The sequence below is a fragment of the Corallococcus sp. CA054B genome (assembly GCF_003611625.1).
Lineage (GTDB): Bacteria > Myxococcota > Myxococcia > Myxococcales > Myxococcaceae > Corallococcus > Corallococcus coralloides.
The window spans coordinates 78,785-94,114 of the sequence record NZ_RAVY01000009.1 but is presented as its reverse complement, the minus strand read 5'-3'; the positions used below and the strand labels follow the sequence as shown (position 1 = coordinate 94,114).

Sequence of the window (15,330 nt, the reverse complement as noted above, 5' to 3'; positions counted from 1 at the left end):
TATCGTCGGCAGCGTCAGATGGGTATAAGAGACAGGGCATGCCTTCTGTCTGGCCCTGCGACTGCCGCGCGGGCTTTGGCTGGATGGGCATGCCGTCGCGCAGCTGCTGCACCCCGCTGATGATGACCTGGGTGCCCGCGTCCAGGCCCTTGAGCACCTCGTAGTCGTTGCCCTCCACCAGTCCCAGCGTCACGGGCTGGCGCTTCACCACGGTGCCGGCGTCGCCTTCCCCCACCACCATGGCGAAGGACTGACTGCCCTGCCGCGTCACCGCGGTGGTGGGCATCTTCAGGGCGTCGCGCACGTCGTAGACGAGCTGCGCGCGCACCAGCTGGCCAGCCCGGAGGCCCACGGTGTTCTCGAAGGCGGCCTGCACCTCCACCAGCTGCGTGTTGGGATTGGGTGTGGTGGCGACGAAGAAGGCGGGGGCGCGGACGATGGGCTCGCCATCCTCGTTGAGCACCTCCAGTGGCGTCTCGCCCACCTTCACCCGCGCGGCCTGGTCCACCGGCACCTGCACGGACAGCTCCAGCGCGCGGCTCTGGTCCAGGATGGTGAGCGCCGTCTGCGGCGTCACGTAGTCGCCCAGCTTCACCGGGATGTCGCCCACGACGCCGTCGAAGGGGGCGCTCACGTTGAAGAAGCCCAGCTGCACCTGCTGGTTCTGGATCTGTGCTTCCGCCGCCTGGGCCTGGGCCTCGGATTGCGCCGCCTGGGCCACGGCCTGTTCGTAGTCCTGGCGGCTGACGAGCCCTTCCTTGAGGAGCTGCGCGCTGCGCTCGCGCGTCCTGCGCGCGAACTCGCGGTTGGCGACGGCGGAGGCCTTCTGGGCCTGGGTGGCGCGCAGGGAGGCCTGCTCCTGGCGGGGATCCACCACGAGCAGCACCTGGCCCGCCTTCACCTTCTGGCCCTGGCGAACGGGGATCTTCTGGATGTAGCCCGCGACCTGCGGGACGACGGTGATGCTGCTGCGGGAGATGAGGGTGCCCACGTACTCGCGGGTGTCGCGCACCGGGCCGGGCTTCACCGCCATCACCTGCACGGGCGTGGGCTTGCCGCCCCCCTGGCTCTGCTGGCCCGACTGGGGGCCACCTCCGGGCGCGGCCTGGCCGGGGTCCTTGCCGCCGCTGCACCCGCCCGCCGTCAGCGCGAGGACGAGTCCCCATGCGCCCCAACCGCCCCTCACCAATCGCATGCTGCCTCCGACAGGAATGCATCCACCTGGGCCTGGCGGAACTGGAAGTCGCGGATGACGAGCTCCAGTTCGGCCTGCCGCAGGGCCCCGGCCGCGTCCACCAGCTCGAGGCTCGTTCCGGTGCCCACCTCGAAGCTGCGGCGGGTGAGCCGGTCATTCTCTTCCGCGAGCTTCCGCTCGCGCTCCGCCAGGTCGCGCGTCGCCTGGGTCACCTGCACGGCGCGCTTCGCCTGGGTGACCTCGATGACGATGTTGCGCTCGCGGTCGGTGACATCCGCGCGGGCCTGCTCCAGCTGGCCGCGGGCCTGGCGCAGGCGGCCCTCGCGCGCGCCGCCGTCCCAGAAGGGCAGCACCAGGCTGGCGCCGACGTTCCAGATGGGGACCTCCGCGAAGCCCGGGTTGACGGTGAGCGCGGTGGTGGTGCTGGTGAGGTCCAGGGTGGGCGCGTACTGGCGGTACACCTCGCCGATGGCGCGTTCGGCCACCACCTGGCGCGACTTCGCGGCGGCGATGTCCGGGCGGTTCTCCAGCGACTCCAGGGTGCGGCAGGTGGCCTTCGCGCCCTCGAACAGCGTGGTCAGCTCCAGGCCCGGTTTGAGGCCCACGGCGGACGGGGTGCCCAGGGCGAGGCCCAGGGCCTCGCGCGCCTGGCGCAGGTTCTCGTCGCCGGTGACGACGTTGCGGCGCGCGGTCTGGGCGTCCTGCTCCACGCGGACGACGTCCAGGCGGGTGCCGGCGCCCAGCTCGAAGCGGCGCTGCGCGAGGGCCAGCCGCTCCAGCGCGGTGCGCAGGTTGACGCGGTTGACCTCCGCCAGGCGCTCGTTGGAGGACACGGAGACCAGCGCCTGCGCGAGGCCCCGGGTGAGCTGCCGGCGCGTCTCCGCGAGCGACAGGGCGGCGGTGCGCCGCGACTCCTTGGCGCTGCCCAGGGCGTAGAGGCTGGCCAGGTCCACCACGGGCACGTTGGCGGTGAGCACGCCGATGCCCAGGAGCTCCGTGGGCGTGAAGCCCCCTTCGCCGCTGACGCCACCGCCCACGCCACCGCCGATGCCACCGCCGACAGCGGGGATGTTCGGGTTGAGGACGTTGTATTGGGCGGACAGCGTGCCGCCGACGGTGGGCAGCAGGTTGGCGAGCGCGATGCGCCACGTGCCCGCGGCGACTTCTACCTGGCCCAGCGCGGCCTGGAGGTTGGTGGAGCGCTGGCGCAGGAGCGTGAGCGCTTCGTTCCAGGACTGGAGTTGCTGGGGCGCGGCGGGCGCGGGAGTGAGCAGCGGATCCGACACGTTCGCCTGGAATGGCGGTGGCACTTCGGGGACGTCATCCGGGGCCTGGGATGCGGGCGTGCTGGCGCGGCCGGACCGAGTCGGAGCGGGAGCCCGGGGTGCGTTCGGAGTCGGGGCACTCGGCATGGCCGGAGGCTGCTCGGGGAGCTTCAGGACCGGGGCGTTCGGCGCGGGGGCGTTCGGAGCCTGGGTGTTCGGTGTCGCGACGGGAGGCGTGGGCGGCGGAGGCGCGGGCGGAGCGCGCTGCGGTGGCGCGGTGTATTGCGCGAGGACGGGACGGAAGGGTCCGGAGCCGTGCGGCGCTGGCGCCTCACCGGGGATTCCGGAAGGGACCAGCAGGGCTGCGAACACGAACGCGTTCATAAAGGGATGCTCCCCAGGTAGGGGCGAAGCCAGCCCCCTGCCACGGTTCGCGCCCCCCGGCGCTCCAGTGGACAACACAGCAGGGCGAGGAAGTGCTCAGCAATCGATGAACAGACCTCGAGTCGGCGCTGGAGGTCCGGGGTTGCCCTTACGGGCGTAAGGGCAGGGAAGGTGGAGGGGCTCGTGGAGACATGGCGCGTCCTGACGCAGGCTGGGGAAGAGCCAACGTGCGTCGCGAGCGCCGAGCAGGCGTCTGTCTTCAAGGGAGGGCGCGCGTTCAGCACGCCACGGCTGTCATGACGGCCGGGTCAGGGACCCTGGCGTGCGCCGGTTCCCGCATCCGGGAGCGGCAGGGGCACGGAGCCATCGGGTGGCTCGAAGGAACGGCCGACCTCTGACGTGGGAACCAGGATGCCGGGGCCTGCATCCGTGGCCTCCAGCGATTCATCCGGCTCGCCATCCCGAAGGCGGCGGAGGAGCCGACCATCACTACCGACCGCGTACTGTGCTCCCGAATGCAGCGCGGGAACGTTCAGGCCGCAGGCCCGGGGATCCTCATCGATTCGGATGAAGATGACCCCTTGCCGCTGAATGACCCTGTACCGGTGTGACTCGCGCCGGTCGACGCACGGGGTGTTGGCATCTTGTGGGCCCAGGAAGTCAGCGGCGGCGATGTCGAGCGCGCGCAGGACACTGCCGCTCAGTTCGACCGTGCGTCCATCCGCGCCTGCTTCCACGGCGGTCTGCTCGAAGAACTGTGGGAACTCGATGGACGCGTCATTCGTCCACGCATCACGTGTGGGCGTGGACCGCAGGCAGCCCGCCAGGAGCAATGCCGCCGGAAGCACGCGCCACGCCACCCTCACGCCGCGCATCCTCACTGCGCCGGCAGCATGCCCAGCCGCTGCTTCGCGGGCTTGTTCTGCGGATCGAACCGGAGCGCTTCCTCCAGCCGCTCGCGTCCCTTCACCGGGTTGCCCTGCACCACGTAGAGGTCCGCCAGCCGCACCAGCACGTCCGCGTTGTAGGGCTGTAGATCCAGCGCCTGTTCGAACTCACGCGTCGCCGTGGTCACGTCCCTGCGGCGCATGGCCAGCTGCCCCAGCATCACGTGCGGCTGCACCAGCCCGCGCGTCTCCGGCTCCGTGGCCAGCGCCTGCAACGCCGGCATCGCCCTCGGGTCCCCGAACGCCGCCAGCGTCAACGCCGCGCCCTGCCGCACCCACAGCGAGCCGTCCTTGAGCAGCGCCGCCAGGTCCTCCGTCGCCTCGCGCGCGTTCGCCGCGCCCAGCCCGTCGATGATGTCCGAACGCAAGGTGGGGTCCGTCGTGCCCTTCAACGCCGCCCGCAGCGCCGGCACCGCGTCGCGCTTGAACCGGCGCGCCAGGAACTTCGCCGCCGCGCCTCGCAGCGTGCCCGCCTCCGCCGTGTCCGCCAGCACCGCCTCCAGCGCCCCACGGCTGAGCGCCGCCGTCTTCTCGTCGAACGCGTCCGCCAGCCGCAGCCGCCGCTGCTGCCGCGCCTCCGCCTTCGGCCACCACTTCACCAGCGACGCCTGCATCGCGTCCGGCGTCTGCTTCGCGTGACAGGTGTTGCACGCGTTGGGGATGTCATGCCGCGCCGTGTTCTGGGGCGCCGGCACGTCCAGCGCGTGGTCCGCGAAGTGGTCCAACACGCCCGACACCACCGGCGGCATGTGACACGCCAGGCAGTCCTGCGCCGCCGCGGCCTTGTGGTGCGTGTGCTGCTCGCCCTGCGCCACCACCTCCTGATGACAGCCCTGGCACGTGGACGCGTTCACCGACGTGCGCGCCGCCACCGGCTTCTGCTTGCGCACCTCGTTGGGCGCGCTCGCGTCGTGCGGCGCCGTGTGGCACGTCAGGCACGTGGCCCCGCCCTTCAGGTGGCACTGGGACTGGATGAGCGCCTGGTACTCGAAGCTGGAGGTGCTGGGCCGCCCGTCCGCGAAGAAGTCCCCGGAGCGGTCGTTGCCCACCAGCATCACCATGGGCTGATAGCTCGCGTCGTAGCGCTGGCCGGGCAGGAAGTGGTGCTTCGCGTCCAGCATGGGGAACAGCGTGCGGCGCGGCCCGTGGCACTGCGCGCACACCGCGAAGCCTTCTTCCTTCGACAGCTTCGCCGGCTGGATGATGTCCGCCGGAACCTGCGACTCCGCGTGCCGCCCGCCGGGCCCGTGGCAGGACTCGCACGCGACGCCCGCGTCCGCGAACTTCGTCTCCCACTGGTGGCTCGCCCGGTCATAGCGCGCGTCCAGCCCCGTCACGTGGCAGTCCAGGCACGCGTGCTGCGCGCTGCGGCGGAAGTTCGTCCAGAAGAACGGGTGGTCCGGCGACAGCGCCCCCTGCTTCTTCTCCGAGTAGTCCACCCACTCGCCCTTGCCCGTGACGTGGAAGTACACCGGCATCACCTGCCAGCGGCCGTCCGGCAACAGCGTGATGGGGTCCTGCATCCGCTTGCCGCCCACCACCCACTGCACCGGCCACTCGCCCAGGTTCCCGTCCGCGCCCTTGGTGCGCATCAGGTACTGGCTCCCGTCGCGGCGCATCCACGCCTCGCTGGACTCGCCCTTGAAGTGCGTGCCCGCCGCGAACGTGCCCACCACGTACGGCTTCGTCGCCGGAGACAGCGCCCGCGAGTGCCAGTCGTGCTTCCAGCCCGTGTGCTGCTCCTCGTGGCAGTCCGCGCACACCTGCGAGCCCACGAAATGGTTCGGCTTCGAGGGCGGCGCCTCCACTGTCTTCACCGGCACCGGCGCGGTCACACTGCCCGCGTCCAGCGGGGTCTCCGGAGCCGGAGCGGGCGCCTGGGCCACCGGCGGAGACGCGGCGGGCGCGGGCGCGGAAGGGCGCAGGAAGAAGAACAAGCCCGCCGCGAGGACCACCACCGCGAGGGCGACAAGGACAGGGCGTGAGGAGCGCATCCGGAAGGTGCCGCCCATGCTCCTCCCAAGCGCCAGGCCGCACAAGCGGCGCTCCGCGCAAGACCTCTGCCTCCAGTGGACAATGACCTCCCAGGGAGGGCTGCGGTCCTGGCGAGCCCTGGATTAGGGTCCTCCTCCAAGCCAAGGGAGGCCGTGCCCATGCCCATGCGGTCCGTGAATGGAACCCGGCTGTACTACGAGGACACCGGCGGTTCCGGAGACGTGGTCCTCTTCAGCCACGGGCTCCTCTGGAGCACCCGGTTGTTCGACCCGCAGGTGGAGGCCCTGCGCGGCCGCTTCCGCTGCATCGCGTATGACCACCGGGGTCAGGGCCAGAGCGACGTGTCGCCCGAGTCCGCCATCGACGTGGAGACGGTGTACGCGGACGCGGTGGCGCTCATCGAGTCCCTGGGCGTGGCGCCCGTCCACTTCGTGGGCCTGTCCATGGGCGGCTTCGTGGGCATGCGGCTCGCGGCGCGCCGGCCGGACCTGCTGCGCTCGCTGGTGCTCCTGGAGACGTCCGCCGACCCCGAGCCCACCGCCAACGTGCCGCGCTACACCGCGCTCAACCTCATCGCCCGCTACGTGGGCCTGGCCCCCGTCGCGACCTCGGTGATGCGCATCATGTTCGGCGCGTCGTTCCTCACCGACCCGGGCCGCGCGGAGGAGCGGGCGCTGTGGCGAACGCGCCTGACGGGCAACCGCCGCGACATCTACCGCGCCGTCAACGGCGTCATCAAACGCAAGGCCATCACGGAGGAGCTGCCGCGCATCCGCACGCCCACGCTCGTCATCGTGGGGGAGGAGGACCGCGCGACAGTGCCCGCCAAATCGGAGCGCATCCACTCGCTCATCCCCGGCTCCCAGCTGGTGCGCCTGTCGCGCGGAGGCCACTCGGCCTCCGTGGAGGAGCCGGCGCTCGTCAACGCGGAGCTCGCCCCCTTCCTCACCCAGCACGCGTCCAAGCAGGCCGCGCAAGTGGGCTGACGCGCCGTTAACCAGCACTCCAGGAAGGTTTCCCCCATGCCAGTCGCGAAATGGAACGGCACGGTGCTCGCGAAGAGCGACACCTACGAGACCGTGGAGGGCAACATCTACTTCCCGCCCGACAGCCTGGTGCGCGAGCACTTCAAGCCCAGCGCCACGCACACCACCTGCCCCTGGAAGGGCGAGGCGAGCTACTACTCCGTGGAGGTGGACGGGAAGACGAACGCCGACGCGGCCTGGTACTACCCGGAGCCCAAGCCGGCCGCGTCCAACATCCAGGGCTATGTGGCCTTCTGGAAGGGCGTGACGGTGGAGCGCTGACTTCTAGAGGCCCAGGAAGTACTTGCCCCAGCGCTTGCCGTTGCGCAGCTGGGTGACGACGAAGGCGGGGATCCACTGGAGGAGGTTCAACTCCGGCTGCACGGAGTAGCCCTGCCGCAAGCCGGAGTTGATGCGACGGGGATCCAACGTCGTGGGGTAGGGCGCGCCGGGGCCTCCCTGGCACTCGTGGTGCTCGAAGAAGAGGTCCCATAGCTCGGCGGCCTCCGCGTGGGTGTTCGCGATGAGGCGCGTGTCCACGCCCAGCAGCGAGCCCAGCAGCTTCCAGAAGAAGTACCAGCGCTGCTCGTTGAACTCGTAGCGCTTGTCGCGCCACGCCTGCGCGACGACGTACGAGAACGTCAGCAGCGTGAACGCGACCGCGCTCTGGTTGTAGCAGCGCCGGTCCGTGTAGCGGGAGCGGTAGTGGCTCAGCGCCGAGTTGTGCATCTGCGCCAGCAGCAGCGTCGTGGACAGGGTGCGCGTGCTGTAGAGGCTGCCCCAGCCCATGTTCATGTTGCCGTAGAGGATGCGCAGCATGATCTGCGCCGTCTCGATGACCCGGCGGGACACGATGGTTTTGAGCTTGCTGTGCGGCCGTTGCTCGAACAGCGCGGACACATCGTAGTGGTAGTACGTGGCCTGGAAGGACACGCCCGCCAGCTCGTTCACGGACGTGGCCTGGAAGAAGACGTAGAAGGCCTCGTCGCGCGCGGCCTCGAAGTCGCGCAGGAACTCCGCGGCGGACTGCACGCCCGTCACCGCCGCCGTCGCCGCAGCGCGGTCCTGGGTCCCGTAGAGGACGCCCGCGAGCCGGTGGTCGCTGTACTTGTTGCCCCAGAAGCCTTCGATGGCGGAGAAGGCCTTCAGCGCGGGGCGCCACGAGGTGCCATCCACGCCCGGTGTCTCGCGGATGTGCTTCTTCCAGTGCAGCCGCAGCCCCTCCATCAGCTCCGGCTCCGCGGCGCTCATGATGCCGTACAGGCTGTTGGCCGCGTCGAGCGGGTCGCCCAGGAGGGCGTCCAGGTTCTGGTCACGGAAGGTGAAGGGCATGGGCGGACTCCGGTGCTGCGTTCCGGCCCAGTGTAGAGAACTGTTGATTCTGTAACAAACCGCCTGCCCTGGAAAACCCGACACGTAGGGGATGTGACGGGGCGCCTCGGGGTCATGGCTTGCCGGCCATGGCGGTCAGTTGGCCCTGGGCAATCTCGCGGTACAGGGGCACCACTTCGACGGACAGTACCTCGCGCATCTCCTGCCGCGCGCTGTCGTAGTCGCCTGCCTCGCGATGGCGGTACATCCGGTGGAGCGCGTCCCCCAGCCTGTTCGAGCCTTCGGTGATGCGCCGCGAGCACTCGCGCAGCACCGCGAGCGCTCCGGTATCGGTACTCACGTCGGCGTCGCTCAGGGCCACTTCTCGCGCCGTGCGCCGCAGCAGGTCGCGCACGTCATCATCGAGCACCAGCGGCGCTCCATCGCGGAGCACCTGCCGCGCGAGTGCGCGGATTGGATCCCAGTCGGGTCCATCTTCCGTCGTCGTCATCGTCGTCATTGCCCGGCCTTTGGCCGGCATTTATCGAAGGGCCATTCGTGTTGCCCGGTGCAGGACTCGAAGCACGCGAAGCAGCTCGCTTTTCGTGTCCATGCCTGGCTCTGGCAATCCCCGTACAGACGGATGCAGCGCCGTTTCCAGTCGGGGAGGTTCGTGTTGTGGGCGTCGTCGTACTCTTCTGTCTTGGAGCCGGTGTGCGAACCGGTGGCTCCGATGCCAGCGGCCATGATGGTGGCGGCCTCGGAGGCGGTGAGTCCGCATGCCTCGGGGAGTCCCGGGTGCCGCTGGATGCAATCCGTCTCAGTGTCCATGGCGACGGTGGCGCATCCCAGGCTGAACGCCGCGAGGCAGGCGGCGAGGAGGGGCCGCCAGGATGCGATTGTCGGGGTGGGCATTGCGCGGGCCTACCGGGCGGTGCTTTCCGGCATGGTCCGGAGAACTGTAGGGGATGTGACGGGGCGGGGTGGACTGGACTTTCCGGGCGGACGCGAGCGGCGATGCTGGGCTTTTCGCGGGGCGTGGCCCTGAGTGGAGGAGCGGAGCCTTGGCGACGGTGTCCCTGCAGGACGTGCGCAAGGTGTACCGGGGTGGCGTGGCGGCGGTAAAGGGCGTGACGCTGGACATCGCGGACGGCGAGTTCGTGTCGCTGGTGGGCCCGTCCGGCTGCGGCAAGTCCACGACGTTGAACCTCATCGCCGGGCTGGAGGAGCTGTCCGGCGGCGAGCTGCGAATCGACGGGCAGTTGGTGAACGACCTGTCTCCGCGCGAGCGCGACATCGCGATGGTGTTCCAGAGCTACGCGCTCTACCCGCACCTGGACGTGGCGGGGAACCTGGCGTTCCCGCTGAAGGTGGCGGGGATGGACGCCAAGGACGTCGAGGCGCGCGTGCGCGAGGTGTCCGGCGTGCTGGGGCTGGAGGCGCTCCTGTCGCGCCGGCCGAAGGAGCTGTCGGGCGGGCAGCGGCAGCGCGTGGCGCTGGGACGCGCGCTGGTGCGCAGGCCCAAGGTGTTCCTCTTCGACGAGCCCCTGTCCAACCTGGACGCGGCGCTGCGCACGCAGATGCGCGGCGAAATCAAGAAGCTGCACGAACAGCTCAAGGCCACGTTCATCTACGTCACGCATGACCAGGCGGAGGCGATGACGCTGTCGGACCGCGTGGTGGTGATGAGCCAGGGCGAGGTGCAGCAGGTGGCCCCGCCGCGCGAGCTGTACGACGCGCCGGCGAACCTCTTCGTGGCGGGCTTCTTCGGCTCGCCGCGCATCAACCTGGTGAAGCCCCAGACGCTGGGCCTGTCCGACGGTGACGCGGTGCTGGGCCTGAGGCCGGAGCACCTCCAGGTGGGGCAGGGGTCCAAGCCGGAGGACGCGCGCGAGGGACGCGTGTACCTGGTGGAGCCCATGGGCGCGGAGGTCTGGGTGACGGTGGAGATGGGCGGCGAGCGCCTGGTGGCGCGGGCGCCCGGGGATTTCCGCGCCGCGAGCGGAGACACGGTGTGGCTGCGCCACGACGCACGCTACCTGCGCCGGTTCGACGCGAGGACGGGGCGCGCGGTGTGAGTCAGGCGTAGACCTGTTCGCTCTCCACCACGGGCTCCAGCCGGCGCTGGAGGGCGACGAGCCGTTCGTAGCGCTGGTGCAGCGCCTCCTTGAGCTCGCGTTGATCCGCCTGCGCGATTTCATCCAGCAGCATCTCCAGCGAGGAATCCACGGCGTCCTTCAGCACACGCGATTCGTCGTTCGACAGTTCCAGCAGCATGGGGGCCTCCTTGAGGAAACGTTAGGCACCGCGCGACGGGGCCGCGCGCAGGGCAGGCACACGGGCGCGGAAGAAGGCGGCCCGAGGGCCCACCGGGCTGCCTGCCAGGGCGCGCACGGCGGCGGGAGCGACCCCACTCTTGGTGAGGACCCCATGAGCGCGAGGAGCGACGCGATGATTCACGCGGGAGAGGTTCGCGAGGGCATGTCGGTGCGCACCGCCGATGGACAGCCGCTGGGCCGGGTGGCGGGCGTGGGCGACACGCACTTCGAACTGGAGCAGGGGCTGGTGCCCATCCCCCGGCGCGACTACCTGGTCGAGTACAGCGACGTGGAGGCCGTGAGCGGGGATGAAGTCCTGCTCAAGCCGGCGGACCATTCGCAGCTCACGCTGGAGGAGGACGACGACGGCGGAGCGCTGCCGCCGCGCCACAGCGAGGGCCTGGAAGCGGAGCCCGCGAACGACCCCGTGGGTCCTACGCGGCACTGATGCCGGGCGGCCTGGTGCTGCCTCCGGGAGTTCGGGATTCCCAACCCGAGGGGCAGGGCAAGGTCCTGGAATCACAAGACCTTGCGGTCGCCTGGATGTCAGACCGGCGCGTTAAACGGACCCCTCGACCAGACGTCCCGGTGGGGCCATGCGACGGTTTTCGACTTCTTGCGTCACGATGCTGTGGTTGGGAGTGGTGTTCGCGTGCGGGCCCGCGCCGCGAGCGGATGCGGGCGGCGTGGAGGCGCCAGTGCCGGGCATGTTGTCCACGCCGAGGCGGCTGCTGCCCTACATCGCTTTGGACGACGGGCGGGTGTTGGCGGCGGGAGGGCATGACGGCAGCCGCACGCTGGGCAGCAGCGAGGTCTTCGACCCGGACACGGGGCGCTGGAGGTCCACGGGAGCGCTGCGCACGGCGCGGCGCAACCACGCGGCGGTGCGGCTTCCGGATGGCCGCGTGCTGGTGGTGGGCGGCTCCAACGGCGTGACGGTGGGCGCGCTGGCGAGCGCGGAGCTGTACGGGCCGGACACGGGTGTGTGGACGCAAGCGGCGCCCATGAGCGAGGCGCGCAACGACCCGGCGGTGGTGGTGTTGCCGGACGGGCGCGTGCTGGTGGCGGGGGGCACGGACGTGGACCTGCGGCCGGTGCGTTCCGCGGAGCTGTTCGACCCGGTGACGGGGACCTGGAGCGCGGCGGAGGCGCCTGCGTACGTGCGGGGCGGCGCGGGGACGGCGGTGGTGCTGCGCACGGGCAAGGTGCTCTTCGCGAGCGGCCTGCAGTCGGAGCTGTACGACCCGGTGACGGGCCACTGGGAGAAGGCGGGAGCGGTGGGCGGCGCGGCGGGGACGCACCGGCTGGGGCATACCGTGACACTGCTCCCGGACGGGCGCGTGCTGGTGGTGGGCGGCACCACGATGCAGGCGGCGAGGACGGCGGAGGTGTACGTGCCGGAGCGCAACGCCTGGGAGCTGGTGGAGGCCCCGGCGGTGCCGCGCGAGCACCACGCAGCGCTGTTGACGGCGGAGGGCGCGGTGCTGGTGGTGGGCGGCGAGCACTCCTCACGAGGCACGCTGGACTCCGCGGAGCGCTTCGACCCGGCGAAGGGCCTCTGGACGCAGGCGCCCACGCTGCATGAGCCGCGAGGCGAAGCCGGAGCGCTGTGGCTGCGCCGGGGCACGGTGCTGGTGGTGGGCGGAGTGAACGAACTGGGCACCCTGGCCACGAGCGAGGAGTACGTCCCTGCTCCCGCCGTGGCCCAGGTCACGGCTGACGAATAGCGGATGGACGGCGGCCCTTCGGAGTGATGCCGATTAGAGAGGTGCGGCAGTGGCAGATCTGTTGATCTCTCGTCCATGAACCCTGGCCCTCCGCACCACGCGTCCATCGACGACCCCGTGGCCGATGACTACTGGTCCTTCGAGGACGACCACGGACACACGCACGTCTCCCGCGTCACCCTGGGCCGGCCCGCGCCCATCCCCCAGGATGCCAATGGGGATTGGTATTGCCCGCTGATCATCGGACACGCGGTGCCCATCACCATCAGCATGGTGGGCGTCGGTCCCGTGGATGCCCTGCTCAACGCCGCGCGGTTCGTCCGCGAGCACTTCCACGAGCTGCGCAAGGTCAGTCCCCGCGCCACGCCCCCAGGCTCCACGGATTCGAAGTGAAGCCAGGACAGTGTGTCTGGCTTTTCCTTGAATGACTGGCAACGGCGGTTCCTGGGGGCCTTTTGCTCAGCGCGGCGCGACAGGGCGCGTGACAGACTGCGCGCCCATGCGCTCCTGGAAACACCTGCTCGTCGTCCCGCTCGTCTGTTCCTCCGCCTGCGCCACCGCGCCCGCCGCCCCTACGAAGCCCGAGGCCCCGGTCGCCGCCGCGCCCGCCGCGCCGGCTGCCCCTGTCGCCGCTCCGGCCGCTCCCGCCGCTCCCGTGCGTCCCTTCGGCACGCTGCGCGAACAGGCCGCACGCCAGCAGTCGTGGCTCAAGGAGCGGCTGGAGACCGGCGTGCCCCAGCTCATGCGCAAGTACGGCGTGCGCATGTGGGTCGTCCCCATGCGCGAGTACAACGAGGACCCCGTCTTCAAGGCGCTCGTCTCCCCCACCACCTTCGCCGCCCGCCGCCGCACCATCTACGTCTTCTTCGACCGGGGCGCGGACAAGGGCGTGGAGCGGCTGGCGCTGGGCGGCAGCACCCAGGGCGGCCTCTATGAAGCCCGCCGCGCTCCCATGATGGTGGACCGCGGCGGCTCGCAGCGCGCCGCGGAGCTCCTGGGCCCCGAACAGTGGCTGCTCCTCAAGCAGGTCGTGGAGGAGCGCAAGCCGGACTCCATCGCCATCGACGTGTCCCCCGCCATCGCCTTCGCGGACGGCCTCACCCACGGCGAATACGAAGGCATGACCCAGGCCCTGGGCCCTGCCTGGACGAAGCGCCTCAAGCCCGCGGGCGGCCTGCCCCTGGACGTGCTGGGCTGGCGCAGCGCCGACGAGGTCCGCTTCTACGCCGACCTCCAGAAGTACGCCTGGAACCTCATCCAGACCGCCTTCTCCAACGCCGTCATCACCCCCGGCACCACCACCACCCAGGACGTGGAGTGGTGGATGCGCCAGCGCCTGGCCGACGAAGGCCTGGACACCTGGTTCCAGCCGGACGTGGACGTGCAGCGCCAGGGCGCCACCGAGGAACAGGTGGGCGACAACCCCGTCATCCAGCGCGGCGACGTGCTCCACTGCGACTTCGGCGTCACCGCGCTCCGCCTCAACACCGACACCCAGCACATGGGCTACGTGCTGCGCGACGGAGAGACGGACGCCCCCGAAGGCCTCAAGGCCGCACTCAAGGCGTCCAACCGGCTCCAGGACATCGTCAAAGGTGAAATCAAGCCGGGCCGCACCGGCAACGAAGTCCTGCGCGCCTCGCTCGCGCGCATGAAGTCCGAAGGCATCAACGGCAGCGTGTACTCCCACCCCATTGGCCTGCACGGCCACGGCGCCGGCCCCATGATTGGCATGTGGGACCGCCAGGAGGGCGTGCCCGGCAACGGCGAGCACAAGGTGATGCCCGACTCCTGGTTCTCCATCGAACTGCAGGCGACCAGCCCCGTGCCGGAGTGGAACCAGCAGCCCGTGCGCTCCGCCCAGGAGGAGGACGTCGTCGTGGACTCGCAAGGCGCCGTGCACTGGGCCTTCCAGCGTCAGACGTCCTTCCACCTGGTGCGCTGAAGGCCTACTTCGCCACGCCCGTCATGGACTTGAGCAGCGTCACCAGCGCCTGCTTCTCCTCGCTGCTCAGGTCCAGCTTGACGATGGTCTCCGTGCGCACGCCGGGGAAGGTGCCGTCCGGGTCGCCGCCCTCGTTGTAGAAGTCGATCACGTCCTCCAGCGTCTTCTCCGCGCCGGTGTGCATGTACGGCGCGCTCAGCGCCACGTTGCGCAGCGTGGGCGTGCGGAACGCGCCCTCCACCTCCGTGGGCTTCGTCTGCGCCTGCGCCTTCAGCGTGGACAGCCGCGCGGCGTCGATGCCCGACGGCGCGTCGCTGTAGGGGCCCGCGGCGTTGAACTGCCAGGACATCAGCGCGTCCACCGCGTCCGCCTGCCCGCGCCGCCCCGCGCCCGTGTCCTTCAGCCCCAGGTTGTGGAACTTGTCGTCCGACAGCGAGCGGCCCTTGTGGCACACCACGCACTGGCCCTTGCGCACGAACGTCTTCAGGCCCAGGTACGCCGGGTCCTTCTCCTGCGTGCCCGCCTCCACCGCCTGCAGGAAGCGCCGCACGTCCGCGTCGAAGGGCGCGTCGGTGCGGTTGAGCGTGCGCTGGTACGCCGCCAGCACCTTGCCCACGTTCGCCATCAGCCGGTCCGGGTCCGACTCGTCCGCGGGCGCCTTGCCGAACAGCTGCGTGTACGCCGCCGTGTACGTGGGCTCCCCGGCCAGCCGCGCGCGCACCACCGTCGCGTCCGAGTCCATCTCGATGGGGTTCGTCAGCGGCAGCACCGCCTGCGACCAGAGCCGGTCCGCCCGCCCGTCCCACATGAACCAGCGGCTGTAGCCCACGTTCAACAGGCTGGGCGGGTTGCGCTCGGACTGGTGGCCTCCGCAGCCCTCCGCCGTCGCCGTCTCCACCGTGTAGGACTCACCCGCGTGGCAGCTCTTGCAGGACACCGTCCCGCAGCGCGAAAGCCCCGGGTCCTCGAACAGCCGCTGGCCCAGCACCGCCGCGTCCGCGTTGTCCGCCCACTTGTTGGTGGGGTCTGCCTCCGGCTTCACGCTCTGCGTGTGCAGGGCGCTCAGCTGGTCCAGCTCATCTTCGGTCGGAAAGGGAACTTCGGATTCGCAACCCGTCCCCAGCAGGGCCAGGGCGAGCACGGCGGTACGCGGACGGAGACCAGTCATGGGCCGGAGCAGCTTCGCGCCCTTGTGTTCAGCAATCAATGGTTCCTGTC

Annotated in this window: 14 protein-coding genes; 7 read left to right on the top strand and 7 right to left on the bottom strand. The window is 70.5% G+C overall.

Translation table 11 applies throughout. From position 1 onward, the window contains the following. Positions 1–1,182: 1,182 nt before the first annotated feature. The 3 genes from D7V80_RS04310 to D7V80_RS04300 all read right to left on the bottom strand — a co-directional run bounded on the left by D7V80_RS04310 (position 1,183) and on the right by D7V80_RS04300 (position 5,803). The gene (locus tag D7V80_RS04310) at positions 1,183–2,505 is read right to left on the bottom strand and encodes a TolC family protein (protein WP_233585128.1); all 1,323 of its coding nucleotides are present in this window, start codon (positions 2,503–2,505) and stop codon (positions 1,183–1,185) included. 647 nt (positions 2,506–3,152) lie between these two features. Continuing rightward, positions 3,153–3,704: a hypothetical protein gene (locus D7V80_RS04305; protein ID WP_147446981.1), complete on the bottom strand. Its 552-nt coding sequence runs from the start codon at positions 3,702–3,704 to the stop codon at positions 3,153–3,155. Between the two features lie 17 nt (positions 3,705–3,721). Then, positions 3,722–5,803 carry a HEAT repeat domain-containing protein gene (locus D7V80_RS04300; protein WP_120586942.1) on the bottom strand — a complete coding sequence of 694 codons (2,082 nt, stop codon included), beginning with the start codon at positions 5,801–5,803 and terminating at the stop codon, positions 3,722–3,724. Positions 5,804–5,944: 141 nt separating this feature from the next. On the opposite strand from D7V80_RS04300, the gene D7V80_RS04295 reads away from it, so the two are divergent. Then, positions 5,945–6,772, top strand: coding sequence for an alpha/beta fold hydrolase (locus D7V80_RS04295; protein WP_120586941.1), 828 nt, complete (start codon positions 5,945–5,947; stop codon positions 6,770–6,772). 36 nt (positions 6,773–6,808) lie between these two features. After that, complete coding sequence (locus D7V80_RS04290; RefSeq protein WP_120586940.1) at positions 6,809–7,093, top strand: DUF427 domain-containing protein; 285 nt, start codon at positions 6,809–6,811, stop codon at positions 7,091–7,093. A gap of 3 nt (positions 7,094–7,096) precedes the next feature. Here D7V80_RS04290 and D7V80_RS04285 read toward each other — a convergent pair whose 3' ends face one another. Next, positions 7,097–8,143 (bottom strand): oxygenase MpaB family protein, encoded by a 1,047-nt coding sequence (locus D7V80_RS04285; RefSeq protein WP_120586939.1) that lies wholly within the window; start codon positions 8,141–8,143, stop codon positions 7,097–7,099. 112 nt (positions 8,144–8,255) lie between these two features. Further along, on the bottom strand, positions 8,256–8,642 hold the full coding sequence (locus D7V80_RS04280; RefSeq protein WP_233585127.1) for a DUSAM domain-containing protein: 387 nt from the start codon (positions 8,640–8,642) through the stop codon (positions 8,256–8,258). Between the two features lie 544 nt (positions 8,643–9,186). On the opposite strand from D7V80_RS04280, the gene D7V80_RS04270 reads away from it, so the two are divergent. Continuing rightward, the gene (locus tag D7V80_RS04270) at positions 9,187–10,200 is read left to right on the top strand and encodes an ABC transporter ATP-binding protein (RefSeq protein WP_120586937.1); all 1,014 of its coding nucleotides are present in this window, start codon (positions 9,187–9,189) and stop codon (positions 10,198–10,200) included. Between the two features lies 1 nt (position 10,201). Here the strand turns inward: D7V80_RS04270 and D7V80_RS04265 are convergent, their stop codons facing one another. Next, complete coding sequence (locus tag D7V80_RS04265; protein ID WP_120586936.1) at positions 10,202–10,399, bottom strand: hypothetical protein; 198 nt, start codon at positions 10,397–10,399, stop codon at positions 10,202–10,204. Positions 10,400–10,552: 153 nt separating this feature from the next. On the opposite strand from D7V80_RS04265, the gene D7V80_RS04260 reads away from it, so the two are divergent. From D7V80_RS04260 to D7V80_RS04245, 4 genes are all read left to right on the top strand, one after another. After that, positions 10,553–10,888 carry a DUF2171 domain-containing protein gene (locus D7V80_RS04260; protein ID WP_233585126.1) on the top strand — a complete coding sequence of 112 codons (336 nt, stop codon included), beginning with the start codon at positions 10,553–10,555 and terminating at the stop codon, positions 10,886–10,888. A gap of 178 nt (positions 10,889–11,066) precedes the next feature. Beyond that, positions 11,067–12,167: a kelch repeat-containing protein gene (locus tag D7V80_RS43575; RefSeq protein ID WP_199738367.1), complete on the top strand. Its 1,101-nt coding sequence runs from the start codon at positions 11,067–11,069 to the stop codon at positions 12,165–12,167. Positions 12,168–12,242: 75 nt separating this feature from the next. Continuing rightward, positions 12,243–12,560, top strand: a complete 318-nt coding sequence (locus D7V80_RS04250) for a hypothetical protein (RefSeq protein WP_120586933.1) — start codon at positions 12,243–12,245, stop codon at positions 12,558–12,560. 106 nt (positions 12,561–12,666) lie between these two features. Then, a complete protein-coding gene (locus tag D7V80_RS04245; protein WP_120586932.1) occupies positions 12,667–14,112 on the top strand; it encodes a M24 family metallopeptidase in 1,446 nt (481 codons plus the stop codon). A gap of 4 nt (positions 14,113–14,116) precedes the next feature. Here the strand turns inward: D7V80_RS04245 and D7V80_RS04240 are convergent, their stop codons facing one another. After that, a complete protein-coding gene (locus D7V80_RS04240; protein ID WP_120586952.1) occupies positions 14,117–15,280 on the bottom strand; it encodes a cytochrome-c peroxidase in 1,164 nt (387 codons plus the stop codon). Positions 15,281–15,330 lie beyond the last annotated feature (50 nt).

Excerpts from the sequence above, each read along its gene's own strand:
- D7V80_RS04250 (WP_120586933.1), top strand. The coding sequence starts at position 12,243 with ATGAACCCTGGCCCTCCGCACCACGCGTCCATCGACGACCCCGTGGCC.
- D7V80_RS04300 (WP_120586942.1), bottom strand. The coding sequence starts at position 5,803 with ATGGGCGGCACCTTCCGGATGCGCTCCTCACGCCCTGTCCTTGTCGCC.
- D7V80_RS04260 (WP_233585126.1), top strand. The coding sequence starts at position 10,553 with ATGAGCGCGAGGAGCGACGCGATGATTCACGCGGGAGAGGTTCGCGAG.
- D7V80_RS04245 (WP_120586932.1), top strand. The coding sequence starts at position 12,667 with ATGCGCTCCTGGAAACACCTGCTCGTCGTCCCGCTCGTCTGTTCCTCC.
- D7V80_RS04285 (WP_120586939.1), bottom strand. The coding sequence starts at position 8,143 with ATGCCCTTCACCTTCCGTGACCAGAACCTGGACGCCCTCCTGGGCGAC.
- D7V80_RS04295 (WP_120586941.1), top strand. The coding sequence starts at position 5,945 with ATGCCCATGCGGTCCGTGAATGGAACCCGGCTGTACTACGAGGACACC.
- D7V80_RS04265 (WP_120586936.1), bottom strand. The coding sequence starts at position 10,399 with ATGCTGCTGGAACTGTCGAACGACGAATCGCGTGTGCTGAAGGACGCC.
- D7V80_RS04240 (WP_120586952.1), bottom strand. The coding sequence starts at position 15,280 with ATGACTGGTCTCCGTCCGCGTACCGCCGTGCTCGCCCTGGCCCTGCTG.
- D7V80_RS04280 (WP_233585127.1), bottom strand. The coding sequence starts at position 8,642 with ATGACGACGATGACGACGACGGAAGATGGACCCGACTGGGATCCAATC.
- D7V80_RS43575 (WP_199738367.1), top strand. The coding sequence starts at position 11,067 with ATGCTGTGGTTGGGAGTGGTGTTCGCGTGCGGGCCCGCGCCGCGAGCG.
- D7V80_RS04290 (WP_120586940.1), top strand. The coding sequence starts at position 6,809 with ATGCCAGTCGCGAAATGGAACGGCACGGTGCTCGCGAAGAGCGACACC.